Origin of the sequence: Thermobacillus sp. (assembly GCF_003390775.1) — a bacterium.
In the GTDB taxonomy this organism is placed as follows: Bacteria; Bacillota; Bacilli; order Paenibacillales; family Paenibacillaceae; genus Thermobacillus; species Thermobacillus xylanilyticus.
The window spans coordinates 81,636-96,291 of record NZ_QEWA01000040.1; the positions used below are offsets into that span (position 1 = coordinate 81,636).

15 protein-coding genes and 2 tRNA genes are annotated in these 14,656 nt (G+C 58.1%); 9 read left to right on the top strand and 8 right to left on the bottom strand.

Going from position 1 to position 14,656, the window contains the following annotated elements:
* Positions 1 to 9: 9 nt before the first annotated feature.
* From C6W55_RS11430 to C6W55_RS11445, 4 genes are all read left to right on the top strand, one after another.
* Positions 10 to 2,349: an ABC transporter permease gene (locus tag C6W55_RS11430; RefSeq protein WP_286892705.1), complete on the top strand. Its 2,340-nt coding sequence runs from the start codon at positions 10 to 12 to the stop codon at positions 2,347 to 2,349.
* Between the two features lie 10 nt (positions 2,350 to 2,359).
* Positions 2,360 to 3,127, top strand: a complete 768-nt coding sequence (locus C6W55_RS11435) for an ABC transporter ATP-binding protein (RefSeq protein ID WP_286892706.1) — start codon at positions 2,360 to 2,362, stop codon at positions 3,125 to 3,127.
* A gap of 75 nt (positions 3,128 to 3,202) precedes the next feature.
* The gene (locus C6W55_RS11440; RefSeq protein ID WP_353682037.1) at positions 3,203 to 4,528 is read left to right on the top strand and encodes an MFS transporter; all 1,326 of its coding nucleotides are present in this window, start codon (positions 3,203 to 3,205) and stop codon (positions 4,526 to 4,528) included.
* A complete protein-coding gene (locus C6W55_RS11445; RefSeq protein WP_286892708.1) occupies positions 4,525 to 5,259 on the top strand; it encodes a 4'-phosphopantetheinyl transferase family protein in 735 nt (244 codons plus the stop codon). The genes C6W55_RS11440 and C6W55_RS11445 overlap by 4 nt, the downstream gene beginning before the upstream one ends.
* A gap of 258 nt (positions 5,260 to 5,517) precedes the next feature.
* Here C6W55_RS11445 and C6W55_RS11450 read toward each other — a convergent pair whose 3' ends face one another.
* Positions 5,518 to 6,420 (bottom strand): nucleoside hydrolase, encoded by a 903-nt coding sequence (locus C6W55_RS11450; protein WP_286892709.1) that lies wholly within the window; start codon positions 6,418 to 6,420, stop codon positions 5,518 to 5,520.
* Between the two features lie 224 nt (positions 6,421 to 6,644).
* Between C6W55_RS11450 and C6W55_RS11455 the strand changes: the two genes are divergently transcribed.
* The 4 genes from C6W55_RS11455 (at position 6,645) to C6W55_RS11470 (ending at position 9,079) form a co-directional block, all read left to right on the top strand.
* Positions 6,645 to 6,721, top strand: a tRNA-Pro gene (locus C6W55_RS11455).
* A 170-nt stretch (positions 6,722 to 6,891) separates the two neighbouring features.
* A complete protein-coding gene (locus C6W55_RS11460) occupies positions 6,892 to 7,938 on the top strand; it encodes a LacI family DNA-binding transcriptional regulator (RefSeq protein WP_286892710.1) in 1,047 nt (348 codons plus the stop codon).
* A gap of 175 nt (positions 7,939 to 8,113) precedes the next feature.
* A complete protein-coding gene (locus C6W55_RS11465) occupies positions 8,114 to 8,572 on the top strand; it encodes a VOC family protein (RefSeq protein ID WP_213484623.1) in 459 nt (152 codons plus the stop codon).
* 30 nt (positions 8,573 to 8,602) lie between these two features.
* Positions 8,603 to 9,079 (top strand): VOC family protein, encoded by a 477-nt coding sequence (locus C6W55_RS11470; RefSeq protein WP_286892711.1) that lies wholly within the window; start codon positions 8,603 to 8,605, stop codon positions 9,077 to 9,079.
* An 81-nt stretch (positions 9,080 to 9,160) separates the two neighbouring features.
* Here C6W55_RS11470 and C6W55_RS11475 read toward each other — a convergent pair whose 3' ends face one another.
* Entirely contained in the window at positions 9,161 to 10,222 is a 1,062-nt protein-coding gene (locus C6W55_RS11475; protein ID WP_286892712.1) for a hypothetical protein, read from the bottom strand.
* Positions 10,223 to 10,416: 194 nt separating this feature from the next.
* Here C6W55_RS11475 and C6W55_RS11480 point away from each other — a divergent pair, with 194 nt between their 5' ends.
* Complete coding sequence (locus C6W55_RS11480) at positions 10,417 to 10,929, top strand: GNAT family N-acetyltransferase (RefSeq protein WP_213484620.1); 513 nt, start codon at positions 10,417 to 10,419, stop codon at positions 10,927 to 10,929.
* Between the two features lie 33 nt (positions 10,930 to 10,962).
* Here C6W55_RS11480 and C6W55_RS11485 read toward each other — a convergent pair whose 3' ends face one another.
* From C6W55_RS11485 to pdxS, 6 genes are all read right to left on the bottom strand, one after another.
* Positions 10,963 to 11,118 carry a small acid-soluble spore protein P gene (locus C6W55_RS11485; RefSeq protein WP_286892713.1) on the bottom strand — a complete coding sequence of 52 codons (156 nt, stop codon included), beginning with the start codon at positions 11,116 to 11,118 and terminating at the stop codon, positions 10,963 to 10,965.
* Positions 11,119 to 11,136: 18 nt separating this feature from the next.
* Positions 11,137 to 11,484: a hypothetical protein gene (locus C6W55_RS11490; RefSeq protein WP_213484618.1), complete on the bottom strand. Its 348-nt coding sequence runs from the start codon at positions 11,482 to 11,484 to the stop codon at positions 11,137 to 11,139.
* 132 nt (positions 11,485 to 11,616) lie between these two features.
* Positions 11,617 to 11,705 (bottom strand) — tRNA-Ser (locus C6W55_RS11495).
* A gap of 80 nt (positions 11,706 to 11,785) precedes the next feature.
* On the bottom strand, positions 11,786 to 13,066 hold the full coding sequence (gene serS / locus C6W55_RS11500; RefSeq protein ID WP_286892714.1) for a serine--tRNA ligase: 1,281 nt from the start codon (positions 13,064 to 13,066) through the stop codon (positions 11,786 to 11,788).
* Between the two features lie 18 nt (positions 13,067 to 13,084).
* Positions 13,085 to 13,675 carry a pyridoxal 5'-phosphate synthase glutaminase subunit PdxT gene (gene pdxT / locus C6W55_RS11505; RefSeq protein ID WP_213484895.1) on the bottom strand — a complete coding sequence of 197 codons (591 nt, stop codon included), beginning with the start codon at positions 13,673 to 13,675 and terminating at the stop codon, positions 13,085 to 13,087.
* Positions 13,676 to 13,711: 36 nt separating this feature from the next.
* Positions 13,712 to 14,593, bottom strand: a complete 882-nt coding sequence (gene pdxS, locus C6W55_RS11510; RefSeq protein ID WP_015256396.1) for a pyridoxal 5'-phosphate synthase lyase subunit PdxS — start codon at positions 14,591 to 14,593, stop codon at positions 13,712 to 13,714.
* Between the last annotated feature and the right edge of the window lie 63 nt (positions 14,594 to 14,656).

The window sequence follows — 14,656 nt, forward strand, 5'->3', positions numbered from 1 at the left end:
TACATCTGCATGTTGCTGCATTTGCTTAAGCGGGACCTGAACAAGAAGAAAAGCGTCTCCGCCATTCTCTTCGTTTTCGTGTTTCTATCGGCGCTCCTGGCGGCCGCCGGAGCCAACATGATTCGGGAACTGGCCTTGTCCATGAGCGAACTGCTCGTGAAATCGGCCGTGCCGCACTATGTTCAGATGCACAGCGGAACGATCGACGAGCGCGAGATTGAACGCTGGGCGGCGGACACCGGACTTGTAGACATACACCAGACCGTCGAGATGGTCCCGTTGGAAGGCAGCCATATCTATTTCGGCGACCGCGGAACTCCCGAAAGCACCAGCGTCATGGACTTCTATTTCGTCCAGCAGAACGAGAAGTTCGATTTCCTGCTGAACCTCTCGAACGAGCGTGCGGAAGTGGCGGAAGGCGAGATCGCCGTTCCGCTCTTCTTCATGCGGCAGCGGAATCTGTCCGTCGGCGACCGGCTTCGCATCGTGCACCCGGACTTCGTCCGGGAATTCACGATCCGCGATTTCGTCCGTGATGCTCAGATGAACCCTTCCATCATCCATTCGAAGCGCTTCGTCGTCCACCCCGCGGACTATGAATTTCTGAAGCGGCACATCGGTAGCGTCGAATATCTGATCGAGTTTCGTCTGACAGATTCCGGGAAACTCGGGGAATTCAACAAGCTCTATCAGTCATCCAACTTGCCCAAGGTCGGCCCTTCCATCGACCTGAACATGTTCCGCTTGCTGAACGCACTGACGGATGGCGTGATCGCGGTCGTGACGATCTTCGTCAGTCTGCTCCTGATTCTCATCGCGATGCTTTGCGTCCGCTTCACCCTGCTGTCTACACTGGAAGAGGATTATCGCGAGATCGGCGTGCTGAAGGCTATCGGAGCCTCCCGGCGGAACATTCGCAGCATCTACCTGGTGAAATACGTCGTGCTGGCGGCCACAGCATCCCTGTGCGGCTTTGCGGCATCCTTTCCGGCAGCGCACCTGATGGTTTCGAATATCACGCTGTATCTCGGGGGGGCAGAACGCGACCTGCTGTACTTCGTGCTGCCGCTTGTCACCGCCGCCGTCCTGTTCGGCCTACTGCTCCTGTTCTGCATGCTGGTGCTTCGGCGTTTCCACCGGATATCGGCAGTGGAGGCGCTGCGTTCGGGCAGCATCGGGGATGTGAAGATCAACAAGAGCCGCTGGCGGCTGCACCACAACCGGTTCCTGCCCATTCCGGTGTTTCTGGGCCTGAAGAATGTCTTCCAGCGACTTCGTATGTTCGGCCTGCTGTTCTTCGTCTTCGCCGCGAGTGCCTTCCTCCTGCTGGTGCCAATTCATTTTCTCAATACGATCCAGTCGCCCGATTTCGTCTCCTACTTGGGTATCGGCCGGAGCGACCTACGCATTGACCTGCAATATTCGGACCGCATGAACGATCGATTCCGGCGCACGGTCGATGCGATCCGGCAAGACGGGGATGTCGAGCGGTTCTCCCCGCTGGTCACGAGCCGTTTCCGGCTGCTGAACGACGACGGCACCGTCGACCTGCTCAATGTCGAGACGGGCGACTTCACCATTTTCCCGCTAGAGTATGTGCAGGGCGGCGCGCCGTTACGTGACAACGAAATCGCACTGTCGGTGCAGAACGCACGGGAGATGGAACGGCGGGTCGGAGACACGATCCGTCTGCTGGTCGGCGGAGAGGAGAAGGTGATGGTCGTCAGCGGCATCTACCAGGACATTACCAACGGCGGACGCACGGCCAAGGCAAGACTCCCTTATGACCCGGATTCGGTCCTGTGGTACACGATCAGTCTCGATCTCAAGCCGGGCGTAGACGCGAAGACCAAGATCGCGCAATATGAGAAAGCGTTCGAGCCGGCCAAAGTCACCGATCTGAAAGGATACATCCAGCAGACGCTGGGGCAGACGATTGCGCAGCTCCGCAATCTGGCGATTCTCGCATTTTTCGTCTCGATCTTCCTATCCATGCTGATGACGGCCCTGTTCCTGAGCCTGCTGATTGCCAAGGAACGGCCGCATACGGCGATACTGCACAGCATCGGATTTGCGCATCGTCATATTCGAACACAATATGTCACCATGTCACTTGCGGTGCTTATTGCTGGCATCGTCATCGGTACGATTCTGTCCAATACGCTGGGACAGATACTTGTCGGAGCGATCTGGTCGCTATTGGGGGCTTCCAACATCAGGTTTGTCATTGAGCCGGTTCAGGCATATGTCGTTTGCCCGCTGATCCTGATGCTGGTGGTTGTCGTGACTACCTGGATCGGCACTGGTCCGAACCGCAAAGTCAACATCGCCGAAATGATCAAGGAGTAAGGAGAGTGGCATGATGATTCTGCTTGAAGCGGTGAGCGTGTGCAAAACCTACCGAAACGGTAATCAGGAGACCCCTGTGCTTAAGGATATCAACCTGAAGATCCACAAAGGCGAATTCATTTCCGTCATGGGGCCGTCCGGTTCAGGTAAGTCCACGTTGTTGTATGCGATCAGCGGCCTAGACCGGGTGACCTCCGGCCAGGTTTTGCTAAACGGAAGAGACTTGACCAGGTTGAACGAAGATGAATTGGCAAACGTACGTCTGCACAATATCGGTTTCGTGTTTCAGCACATCCACCTGATGCGCAACCTGACGTTGCTCGACAACATCGTCCTGTCCGCCTATCTGGCGGGTCGGCAGGATCGAAAACGCATCAGGCAGAGGGCTGCGGAGCTAATGGAAATGACGGGCATCGCCCACCTGGCTGACCACGACATCACCCAAGTCTCGGGCGGGCAGTTGCAGCGGGCAGCCATCTGCCGGGCGCTCATCAATTCCCCGGACATTCTGTTCGGCGACGAGCCGACCGGCGCGCTCAACTCGCAGTCTGCCCAGGATATCATGCGGCTTCTTGACTACATCAACCGCCAGGGCATGACCATCATGCTGGTCACCCACGATCCCCGGGTCGCAGCATATACCGAACGGGTGCTGTTCATGCTGGATGGACGTCTGGTAGCGGAGAAAAGGCTGAGGAAAGCGATGCATGACAGCCCGGAAGAGCGCAGAATCCGGGAGAATCAGCTGTCCGAATGGCTCATACGGCAAGGCTTCTAGCCGCCGCATAATCACCGCCTCGGCGCAATATGGATGAGTATATCCGAAATCACACCCGGAAAGGGATGGGCATTGTTGGACCAGAACAAGTCGTTTCACAAATTTCTGATCGTCTGGATCGGGCAGTTGTTGTCGATGGTCGGCAGCGGGTTGACCGGCTTTGCGCTGGGCGTATACGCTTTTGAAAGGACAGAAATGGCTACCAACGCCGCCCTGGTTACCTTGCTGTCGTTTCTGCCCTCCATCCTGCTCCGGCCGATAGGCGGCATATTGGCGGACCGTTTCGACCGCAGGCTGATGATGATTATCGGCGATCTCGGTTCCGCGGCCGGCATCGTGTTCATTCTTGCATTCATGATGCTGGGAGAGCCGGAACTGTGGCTTATCTATGCCGGCGTGACGCTCAGCTCCATCTTCGTCGGCATTCAGAGCCCAGCGTACAAAGCCTCGGCTACCGATCTGCTCACCGAGGATCAATACTCGAAGGGCAGCGGACTCGTTCAGTTGGCGGAGTCGTCGCGTTTTCTGCTGTCTCCGTTTCTCGCCGGCCTGATCATGTACTACTTCAGTATCAAATCGGTGCTGATCATCGACATCGCCACGTTCGTACTGGCCGTGCTTACGGTGTTTGTCATCAAGAAACAAATGACGTCGACTCCGCGCGCCGAAGAGAGCGGCCACTGGCTGAAGGAGCTGAGGGACGGCTGGCAGGCCATTGTCACCAACCGGGGCGTCTTCCTGCTGATTCTCATGATTTCGCTGGTCACATTCTTCCTCGGATTCCTGCAGACGCTGATCGGTCCAATGGTGTTGTTCTTCTCGGACGCCAAAACGTTGGGCACGATCCAGTCGTTGTGCGCGGTCGGCATGCTGATCAGCAGTCTCGTGCTCGGGATGTTCAGCGTTGGGCATCGCTATGTGGATATCCTGGTGAGCGGCCTGGTCGTCGCGGGCATCGCCTTCTTCCTGCTCGGGACCACGACGAACATCTACTTCATCACCTTCGCGGGATTCCTGTTCCTGGCGGCGCTTCCCTTCGTCAATATGAGTTGCGACGTGCTTGTCCGGACGAACATCCCCAACGAGAAGCAGGGTCGTGTATGGGGTATTGTTGGCATCCTGTCCCAGCTCGGTTTCATCGTGGCCTACGGCATTTCGGGGCCGCTCGCCGACCATGTTTTCAATCCACTACTGGAAAATGACGGCCTCCTGGCTTCGACGGTCGGCCAACTCATCGGCACGGGTCCGGGCAGAGGCATCGGCTTCATGTTTGTCATCTGCGGCATATTGGTGGTCATTTCGGCACTGCTCTTGTCCAGAATACAGTCCATCCGCACGCTGGCCTTGAATGTCCACATCAATGCCGACACCGGACAAAATCGCGTGGGAGAACAGTTTTGACGGTCATCATCGGATTGGTGCGACTGAGCAACCCGGACCCGCCGTCCCCGCCACTCTGGAGCAGGGCGGCGCGGTTCTTGTCACGGGAGCGACAGGAATCCATCGGCCGCCTGCGGAATCCGGACGACCGGCGGCGATCGGCCGCGGCTGAGACGCTGCTTCGCTTGTTGCTGATGGAGAGGTTCGGGCTGGCTAGCCGCGGGCCAATCCGGCTTGTGCGAAGCGCCGCCGGCAAGCCTTATCTGGAGGATATTCCAAATCTGGAGTTCAATCTTTCCCACGCCGGCCGATGGGTTGCATGCGCCATTGACGTGCAGCCAGTCGGAATCGATGTTGAGCAGATCTTGCCGATTGATGTTGAAGGGATCGCCAGACGTTTCTTCTCACAACAGGAATACGCGGATTTGATGAGGTGGACGGAAGAGGAGCGGCTATCCTGCTTCTACCGACTGTGGACATTGAAGGAAAGCTATCTCAAAGCCGTCGGCACGGGACTGCAGCTTCCCTTGGACACATTCACCGTATCAGCGGTTGACCAGCACGGAAATGAAGGCCCGTTTTTCCGGATCGAACGAAGCGGATCGGAACATTACCGCCTCTTCTCAAGGCGAATTGACGAGGACCATTGGCTTTCCGTCTGTGCAATGCACTCCGAGTTCTCGGAGCCGCTGATCATCCCGGAGACGGAACTGTACACATCATTTTTGCGGCTCGTTGACCGTCGGGGATAGCGCAACCGGCAACCAACCCTCCTGCAGAATGATTTCTGGCGGGAGGGTTGTGTCATCTTCAAGCCACCGTTTCCCTGGCTTCAGACCCCTTTTTGACGGTCAGGCCGATTATGGTCATTTTGATGATGACGGACACTCTCTCTTACTGGAACAGCAACTCTGTATCCGAATTTCCGCCAGGAAGGTGTGCCTCACATCCTGGTTATGAATCATCTTCTTGTCGAACTAAACCCTTCCCTCAAGCGTTCGACCTCGGGTTTATGAACCGTAATGAAACTGCAGCTTGGCGTACATGTCCTCAAGCGTAAACCGCGGATCGATGAAATGGTACCACCGAACAAGACGGTCCTTCTGGTGGTGCACGTAGTGCATGTCTTTCGTCACCCTCGGCGCGGGCACGATCTCGTAACCGTATTCATGATCGTCCAGCAGCACGCTGACTGCCGGCGAATCCCCCAGGCTCCACATCTCGCCTTTCGGCCACCGCGCATTGCCGCCCATTTGATGATTGAAATCGACCAATTGCTGATACAGATACGCTCCGATTGCGCCGCACGGCTTCACCTTGACGGCGAGTTCCGCAATGCTGACCCTGATCGACGAGTAGACGTTGCGTGGAATGACCCAGAGCGGAATATCCGACTGGAATACGACATTCGCCGCGTTGATGTCGTTGCTCAGGTTGAATTCGGGTTCCCCGTTGGGCCATGCTCCTCCGCCGATCCATACCGCGGTCAGCCTGCCGGCAATCGAAGGCTCTTTCAGATAGGCGGAAGCGAGGTCCGTCAGCGGTCCGAGGAAAATGACATAAAGCGGCTTCGGATCGTCCGAAAGCGCTTCGCGGATGATGAGTTCGGCGCCTTCCGACATGACCGGGGTTTGTTCGTTCGGTATCGCTTTTTCCGCTCCCTTGAAAACCCCGATGCGACCCGTCAAATTCATCAGTTCCAGCAGCTTGACGACTTCGTCGTCACTCTCCTGCATGGATGCCGTCGTCCTTCGTTCACCGAAATGAGCCGGGATGATGCCTTTCACGACAAACCGGGGTGTAAGCAGTGCATGGACGATGGCGAACTGGTCGTCCGCTTCGTTCTTTGCGTCCGTGTTGATGATCAGGCGAATCTTTTTCTGCTCGGGCACTTCGAACGGATGTTGCAGCATGACTGCGGGACCTCCTCCTTCCGGAATCTAAACTTCACTTCCGCAGACCGATCAACGCCATCTTTCCATGCTGCAATCGCCCGCGGTCTTGTCTTTCAGCACACATGCATATGATGCGCAGCTTTAAAGCCAAAAAATTCTTTCGCCAAACCCTTTACAACGAGCTCGCCATGTGCTAAAATCATCATTGCTTGTTTGATTCACAGTACTTCGATACAGCACTTCGAGACGTGGCTCAGCTTGGTAGAGCGCTTGGTTCGGGACCAAGAGGTCGCAGGTTCAAATCCTGTCGTCTCGACCATTTTACACACTCACGAAATTGCGGGAATGCCCGCAATTTTTTATTGCCAGGCCGTTACAAGCTCCCCGCTTGCAACGGCTCTTTTTTGTTTCCTTTTTCCGTTATTGACAGCCGGTCAGCCGACAATGTAGCATCAAGATGAACGCGCGTTACAATGGAGGTTACGCCGCATGGCCTCGAGACGGAACGAGATCAACAGCATCGAAATCGCGCGGTTGGCCGGGGTATCGCGCAGCACCGTCAGCCGCGTCGTCAACAACTACCCCAATGTCCCGCCCGAAACGCGGGATAAGGTCATGCGCATCATCGAGGAATACAATTATTTCCCGAACATGTCCGCCCAGGTGCTGGCCGGCAAGAAGACGCGGACGATCGGACTGTTCCTCGTGGATGCCGGCCATGTGGCCAGCGATATTCTCGCGAACATGCTCATCTCCAGCGTCATCGAGAACGCGTCGGGCTGCGGCTACTATGTCCTGACGCATATTCTCCGCAGTACCGCCGACGGGGATGCGGTCAGACGGGTGAAAGAAATTTTCTATCAGCGCCGCATCGACGGAGGCATCTTCATCGGCGCGCCCAACGAAGAGCCGCTGATCGAATCGCTCATTGCCGAAGGGTTCGCCGTCGGCATCGTTGACCAGCATCTGCCCGGCAAGTCCGACCCGAACCGCCTTGTCGTGAACTTCGACAATGCGACCGGCATGGAGCTGGCGGTCGGCTATCTGGCAGAGCTGAACCACCGCAATATCGGCATTATCAACGGCGCGATGAACCGCTTCTCGGGACCGGACAAGTACGAATCGTTCTGCCGCGCGATGGAGCGCCGCGGGCTTGCGGTCAACCCGGATTGGGTGCTGCCCGGCGACTTCCACGAGCCGGCCGGGTACGAAGCCATCAACCGGCTTCTGGCGAGCGGCAAGCCGCTGCCGACCGCGATCATCGCCGCGAACGACAGCGTCGCCTTCGGCGCCATGAAGGCGCTTAAAGCGCACGGCCTGCGCGTGCCCGATGATCTGTCGATCATCGGCTTCGACGACCACGTGCTGAGCGCCATGCAGCAGCCAGCGCTCACGACGGTTCGCGTCGATTTCAAATTGCTGATGAAGCAACTCACGGACGGATTGATCCGCTACATCGAAACGGGCGCCGCCTTCTCCGAACCTTATGTCGCGCCCTCGGAGCTGATCATCCGCGATTCGTGCCGGAGTCTGTAAGCGCCGGCTTTTTATTGACCATTGTGAACGCGCGTTTACAAGCCGTATGGACTCGCAAGATCCCGGGCACGGTATGAAGGCATGAGGTATGACAATGCTCGCCTGTCCCGCATTCGCAGCCAGGCCGCATTCTGATTCATACACCCATTTTGAACGAGAAGGAGTGTCATCATCCATGGCAGAAAATGTTCTGGGCACGAAAATCGTCACGCAAATCGGCATTCTCGTCCACGACATCGAGAAAACCGCGCAGGCATGGGCCGATTTCTTCGGCATCGAGAAGCCGAAGATCATCGTCACCGATACCGTCGATATCGCGCAGACGGAATACCGCGGCGCATCGACGCCCGCACGCGCGAAGCTTGCATTCATCGATGCCGGACAGCTGCAGATCGAGCTGATCGAGCCGGACCATGAGCCGAGCACCTGGCGCGAATATCTCGACCAGCACGGCGAAGGCCCGCACCATATCGCCTTCGTCATCGACGGCATGAAGGAGAAGGTGCTCAAGCTCGAGGGCCTCGGCATGCCGCTGATTCAGAAAGGCGAGTACACCGGCGGACGCTACGCGTACATGGACACGTTCCCGCAGCTCAAGGTGCTCGTCGAACTGCTCGAGAACGACAAGAAATAAGGCTCCGGCCGCACACCAAAAGGAGACATCATGGACCGCATCGACAACCACAACCCGGTCAAAATCGGCATTGTCGTGGATGATATCGAAGCCGCCGCCCGAAAGTACGCCGAACTGTTCGGCATCCCGATGCCGAAGATCAGCGTGCCGGATCCGGACGCGCCCGTCACCCATACGCCCGACAGCTATACACTGTATCGGGGCGAATACGTCCCGGCGCGGACCAAATTCGCCAACCTGCAGATGGGACCGGTCACCGTCGAACTGCTCGAGCCTTATGATGAGCCGAGCCCGTGGAACGAGTTCAGACAGAAGCACGGACAGGGCGTCCACTTTATCACCTTCACGGTGAACGGCTTCGAGCGGCACATCGAATTCGTCGAGTCGAAAGGGTTGCCGCTCATTCACAAAGGCGAGTACGGCAGCGGACGCTACAGTTACTTCGATTCCGAAGACGTTCTCGGCGTTGTGCTCGGATTGCAGGAACTCGGCAAGAAGCAGGCCTGATCCTGTTCTGATCACCGCAAACAAGGGCCGATCCACCGGCGCAGCCGGCGGTTCGGCCCCTGTTGTCTTTTTACGGATTGTTCAGGATGCGAAAGCGGAGAAGAGCGACTGCAGGAGTTCCTCCATGGTCAGCGCATCCTCGGGGATCTCGTGCTCGAACTTAACATCCTTATTGATATTGTCATACCGGATGTCGAACGAAAAGCCGATTTTCGTCGTTTCGCCGTCTTCCGCCGCCTCGAAGCTCGCCTTGAGCTTCTGATAGACCAGCTTGTCGCCTTTGATTGCCGACGTCACGCTGATTTCATGAACCGTAAGGTTCTGCTTCAAGGCTTCCAGTTCGTTGCGCAGCGATTCCGGGTCTTTCGCCGCAAGCTCTTCCTTCGCCCGCTTCAGCTCTTCTTCCGTCAATTGCAGCTCGGAACGGTAGTCCTCGGACGCGAGCAACAGATCGATGATTTCGGGCATGATGTTCTCGGCAAACGCCTGCATGAAAGCGTCGAAATTGTCCTGCGCAATGCTGAATTTGATGAACCGGTCGGCCTTCAGATCGCCGGGCAGGCCCGGGACATCCTCCTTTTTCACTTCCCGGAAGAAGTGCTCTTCATCCAGATGCGAGAACACAATGCCGAGCGCCTCGCCCGCCAGCTTCCGCTGCACTTCGACATTGAAGGCCGGCAGCGCTGCGCCTTCCCCTTCCGCCAGTCCGGCGGGATCGATCTCGACAAATTTGCCTGCCGCGTCCCCGAGCGGCAGCATCGGGATGGCGGGAATCTTCGCATACACCTTGTCGTTGGCCCAAATGAGCGGCACTTCGAACGACACGGCCAGGTCGCCCGGGATCGTAAGCTTCAGAATCGCCTCCAACTTGAGCGGGTCCCGGGTGTATGCGCCGCGGATGGAGAGCGACGTATTCTCTATCATGCCAAGATACGGCAGAACCGCTTCGTTCTGCGCGCTCGGCGGCAATTCCAGTTCATCGATGGCGAGAGAACCGTCGAATGTGAAGGATTTCATCTCCATCGATGCCGCCCAGGCCTTCTGCAACGCTTCTTTCGGCGGCGTCTTCTTCCCGCAGGCCGTCACCGCCAGAGCGGCTGCCAGCAGGGCGACAAGCAGCACGGCCAGCCGGCTCTTGTTCATCTCCCTACAAACCCCTTTCCTTATCCACATAACTTCCTTATTGTAAACGATTCGCAGAGGCGCGGAAAGTGGGCGCTGCCGATCCGGAACCAATTTTTTTAAAGCATTTTCGGTTGACGGAGCTGTTTCTCTCTTCGCAAAAGGCATTCAGCAAGGTAGGATAATGAGAGAAGATCACGGAAAGGATGGTCAGGATGGCGCTCTCATTTCGGCTCGTCACAACAAGTGAGGATATTGAGGCCGCGGCGCAATTGGCCGATAAAATCTGGAGGGAGTATTACATCGGCATCATTTCGGCGGGACAGATCGATTATATGTTGGACAAGTTTCAGTCCGTCCGTGCGATTGCCGACCAGATTGAGCATCAGGGCTATGAGTATTATCTGATGCAGGCAGACGGGATCCATGCGGGTTATCTGGCGATCAAGCCGGAGGATTCGAAGCTGTTCCTGAGCAAGTTCTACCTGCTCAAAGAACATCGGGGTCGAGGTTACGGAAGCCGGGCGATCCGCTTCCTGGTGGACCTGTGCCGGGAGCGCAAGCTGCATGCGATCTGGCTGACCGTGAATCGGCACAATGCTTCTTCCATTGCGGTATATGAGCGAAACGGCTTCCGGACCGTGCGGACGCAGGTGGCGGACATCGGCGGAGGCTATGTCATGGACGACTACGTGATGGAGAAAGAGGTTCCGCTTGTCGAAGCGTGACGAAATGAACCCGGCTTGGCCGGGTTCATTTGTTCAAGAACCTTCCCCGTGGTTCTGCCTGGAGTGGTTGCGGTTCTTCACCTTCTTGGAGCCGGACAACGGTTCATTCACCATGCTGTCCTGCGCATTATCCCGTTCGGCATGGCCTTGCCCCGGCCGGGGAACGACCTGCGACTTCGGCTTCGTCAACGTCGGCCCTCCTTCCTCCTAGGCATGGGTCAGATCATGCAGCGACTGGGCGCACTCGTGCAGATGGCGCCGATAATCGGCAATCAACTCCTGAATCGCATCGGCATGCTCATCAACCGATCGCCCGCCGCTTTCCACATCGACAAGCTCCACGTCGATTTCCCGGCTGTCCAGGTAACGGACGGCGAAATCAAACTCGTACATTTGATGGCCGGCCGCATGAATGGTAACGCGCAGCGATTTCGGATCGGCCTCATCCGCCCATACTTTGACCGAATCCCCCGCATTCAGCCGCTCCGGCAGCGTGCGCTGCCAAGCCTCGACCAGCTCGTTTTGCGGCACGGACAATTGGTCTTTCCTTGTCATCGAAACACCTCCGCTTCTGACCACCGACGGGATCAAAGCTATTGTGCCCCGGGCTTCGGCATAAAAAACACCCCGCTCGCGCCGCAATCAAAAAGCCGACCCCTAAGATCAGGATCGGCTTGATGCTATTTATGGCGGAGAGAGTGGGATTCGAACCCACGTGGGCTTGCGCCCTAACGGTTTTCAAGACCGCCCCGTTATGACCACTTCGGTATCTCTCCGCGTACAAGAAGCACAGAACATTGTATCACAAGCCGCAACCGGCTGACAACCGGCTGCGGCCTGTAAAGCTCAGGGTATGTCAAGCAGGCCGGATCGCATTAAGTCCGCCCATATACGGACGAAGCGCCTCCGGAATCAGTACCGAACCGTCTTCCTGCTGATAGTTCTCGAGAATGGCGGCGACCGTCCGGCCGACCGCGAGCCCCGAGCCGTTCAGCGTATGGATGAACTCCGGCTTGCCCTTCGGTTCGCGGCGGAAGCGGATGTTCGCCCGGCGAGCCTGGAAGTCCTCGAAGTTCGTGCAGGACGAGATCTCGCGATAGGTGCCGTAGCTCGGCAGCCACACTTCAATATCGTAGGTCTTCGCCGAGCCGAAGCCCATGTCGCCCGTGCACAGCACGATGACGCGGTAGGGCAGACCGAGAGCCTTGAGCACCTGCTCCGCTTCCGCCGTCAGCGTCTCCAGCTCCGCATACGAATCCTCCGGCTTCACGTACTTCACCAGCTCGACTTTGTTGAACTGATGCTGCCGGATGAGGCCGCGCGTATCACGTCCGGCTGCGCCGGCCTCAGCGCGGAAGCAGGCGGAGTAGGCGACGAATTTCTTCGGCAGATCCGAAGCTTCCAGGATGGTCTCCCGGTACAGGTTCGTGACCGGCACTTCCGCCGTCGGAATCAGGTAATAGTCCTGCCCGTCGATCTTGAACAGATCTTCCTCGAACTTCGGCAGCTGGCCGGTGCCGATCAGGCTGTCCCGGTTCACGATGTAGGGCGGCAGCACTTCCTCGTACCCGTGCCGATCCGCATGCAGATCCATCATGAAGCTGATCAGCGCGCGCTCCAGCCTTGCGCCGAGCCCGCGGTAGAAGACGAACCGCGAACCGGTGACGCGCGCCGCCGATTCGAAATCGAGAATGCCGAGCCGGTCGGCGATCTCCCAGTGCGACTTCGGCTCGAACGGGAATGCCGGAGGCTCGCCGTGCCGGCGAATCTCCACATTGTCCTCTTCCGACGCGCCGACCGGCACGGATTCGTGCGGAATGTTCGGAACGGCGAGCAAGATGCGCTCGATCTTCGCCTCCAACTCCCGCACTTCATCGTCCAATGCCTTGATCCGGTCGCCGACCTCGCGCATCTCGACGATCAAAGCTTCGGCGTCGCCGCCTTCGCGCTTGATCTTCGCCACTTCCTGCGACACCGTGTTGCGCCGGTTCTTCAGCCGCTCGGTCTCGGTCAGCAATTCGCGGCGGCGCTGGTCCAGCGCCGGGAAATCGGCGATCAGCTCCTCCGACGCGCCGCGATGCACCAGCGCTTGCTTCACTCTGTCATAATCGCTGCGGAGCAGCCTGACGTCCAACACGTTCGTCTATACCCCTCTCTACTTCACGCTCTTCTCTGCGGCCGCTTCCTCGGCCATGGCGACGAAGTAAGCGTGCAGGGCGCTGTCATCCGTCAGCTCCGGATGGAACGAGCAGGCGAGCAGACGGTTCTGCCGTGCGGCGACGATCTCGCCCTTGTACACCGACAATACCTCGACGTCCGGCCCGACCTCCTTGATGAGCGGTGCGCGAATGAAGACCGCCCGAAGGGGCCGGTCAAGTCCGGCGACCTCCAGGTCCGTCTCGAAACTTTCGCGCTGCCGGCCGAACGCATTGCGCACGACCGTCATGTCCATCAGGCCGAGGTGGGCTTCCTCCCCGCCGTCAATCCGCTGCGCGAGCACGATCAGCCCGGCGCAGGTGCCGAAGATCGGCTTGCCATCCGCCGCGAACTGACGGATGGCTTCGATGAAACCGTATTTGCGCATGAGCTTGCCGATCGTCGTGCTCTCCCCGCCCGGAATGACCAGACCGTGCAGCTCCGAAAGCTGTTCAACCCGCTTGACGGCGACGGCTTCCGCTCCCGCTTGTTGAAGCGAGCGGATATGTTCCGCGACGGCGCCTTGCAGCGCCAACACGCCAATTTTGATGGTCAAAGTGGATCCCTTCTTCCCTCGAGGGCCCGATTACACGCTGCGATCCTGCATCCGGTCGTAGCCGGTCAGCTGCGAGATCTCGATGCCTTTCATCGGCGTGCCCAGATTTTTGGACACTTCGGCAATCAGCGCGTAGTCCTCGTAATGCGTCGTCGCTTCCACGATCGCGCGGGCGAATTTCTCCGGATTGTCCGACTTGAAAATGCCCGAGCCGACGAACACCCCGTCCGCGCCGAGATGCATCATGAGCGCCGCATCGGCCGGCGTCGCCACGCCGCCCGCCGCGAAATTGACGACCGGCAGCTTGCCGTTCTCGTGAACATAACGCAGCAGATCGTACGGCACGCCGAGCACTTTCGCCTCGTTGTACAGCTCGTCTTTCGACATATTCTGCACTTTGCGGATCTGGCTCATGATCAGCCGCATGTGGCGGACCGCCTCGACGATATTGCCCGTGCCCGGCTCGCCCTTCGTCCGGATCATCGAAGCGCCCTCCTGGATGCGGCGCAGCGCCTCGCCCAGATCCTTCGCGCCGCAGACGAACGGCACCGTGAACTGGTGCTTGTCGATATGATAGACTTCATCCGCGGGCGTCAGCACTTCGCTCTCGTCGATGTAGTCGACGCCGAGCGCTTCCAGCACCTTCGCTTCGACGAAATGCCCGATCCGCGCCTTCGCCATGACGGGAATCGAGACGGCCTTCATGACCTCTTCCACGACCGTCGGATCGGCCATCCGGGCGACGCCGCCGGCGGCGCGGATATCCGCGGGAACCCGTTCAAGCGCCATGACCGCCACGGCGCCGGCCGCTTCGGCGATCTTCGCCTGCTCGGCGTTCATCACGTCCATGATGACGCCGCCCTTCTGCATTTCGGCCATGCCGCGTTTCACGCGAGTCGTACCGGTTTCCATGTCTTCAAGTTCCTCCCACTCGACACGTAGTGTCCGAATTCGTACTAAACCTATATTTTAAAT

What these genes read in the sequence shown, in the direction of transcription:
- C6W55_RS11430 (WP_286892705.1), top strand. Translation starts at nt 10, where the DNA reads ATGTTGCTGCATTTGCTTAAGCGGGACCTGAACAAGAAGAAAAGCGTC.
- C6W55_RS11435 (WP_286892706.1), top strand. Translation starts at nt 2,360, where the DNA reads ATGATGATTCTGCTTGAAGCGGTGAGCGTGTGCAAAACCTACCGAAAC.
- C6W55_RS11450 (WP_286892709.1), bottom strand. Translation starts at nt 6,420, where the DNA reads ATGCTGCAACATCCGTTCGAAGTGCCCGAGCAGAAAAAGATTCGCCTG.
- C6W55_RS11460 (WP_286892710.1), top strand. Translation starts at nt 6,892, where the DNA reads ATGGCCTCGAGACGGAACGAGATCAACAGCATCGAAATCGCGCGGTTG.
- C6W55_RS11465 (WP_213484623.1), top strand. Translation starts at nt 8,114, where the DNA reads ATGGCAGAAAATGTTCTGGGCACGAAAATCGTCACGCAAATCGGCATT.
- C6W55_RS11470 (WP_286892711.1), top strand. Translation starts at nt 8,603, where the DNA reads ATGGACCGCATCGACAACCACAACCCGGTCAAAATCGGCATTGTCGTG.
- C6W55_RS11475 (WP_286892712.1), bottom strand. Translation starts at nt 10,222, where the DNA reads ATGAACAAGAGCCGGCTGGCCGTGCTGCTTGTCGCCCTGCTGGCAGCC.
- C6W55_RS11480 (WP_213484620.1), top strand. Translation starts at nt 10,417, where the DNA reads ATGGCGCTCTCATTTCGGCTCGTCACAACAAGTGAGGATATTGAGGCC.
- C6W55_RS11490 (WP_213484618.1), bottom strand. Translation starts at nt 11,484, where the DNA reads ATGACAAGGAAAGACCAATTGTCCGTGCCGCAAAACGAGCTGGTCGAG.
- pdxS (WP_015256396.1), bottom strand. Translation starts at nt 14,593, where the DNA reads ATGGAAACCGGTACGACTCGCGTGAAACGCGGCATGGCCGAAATGCAG.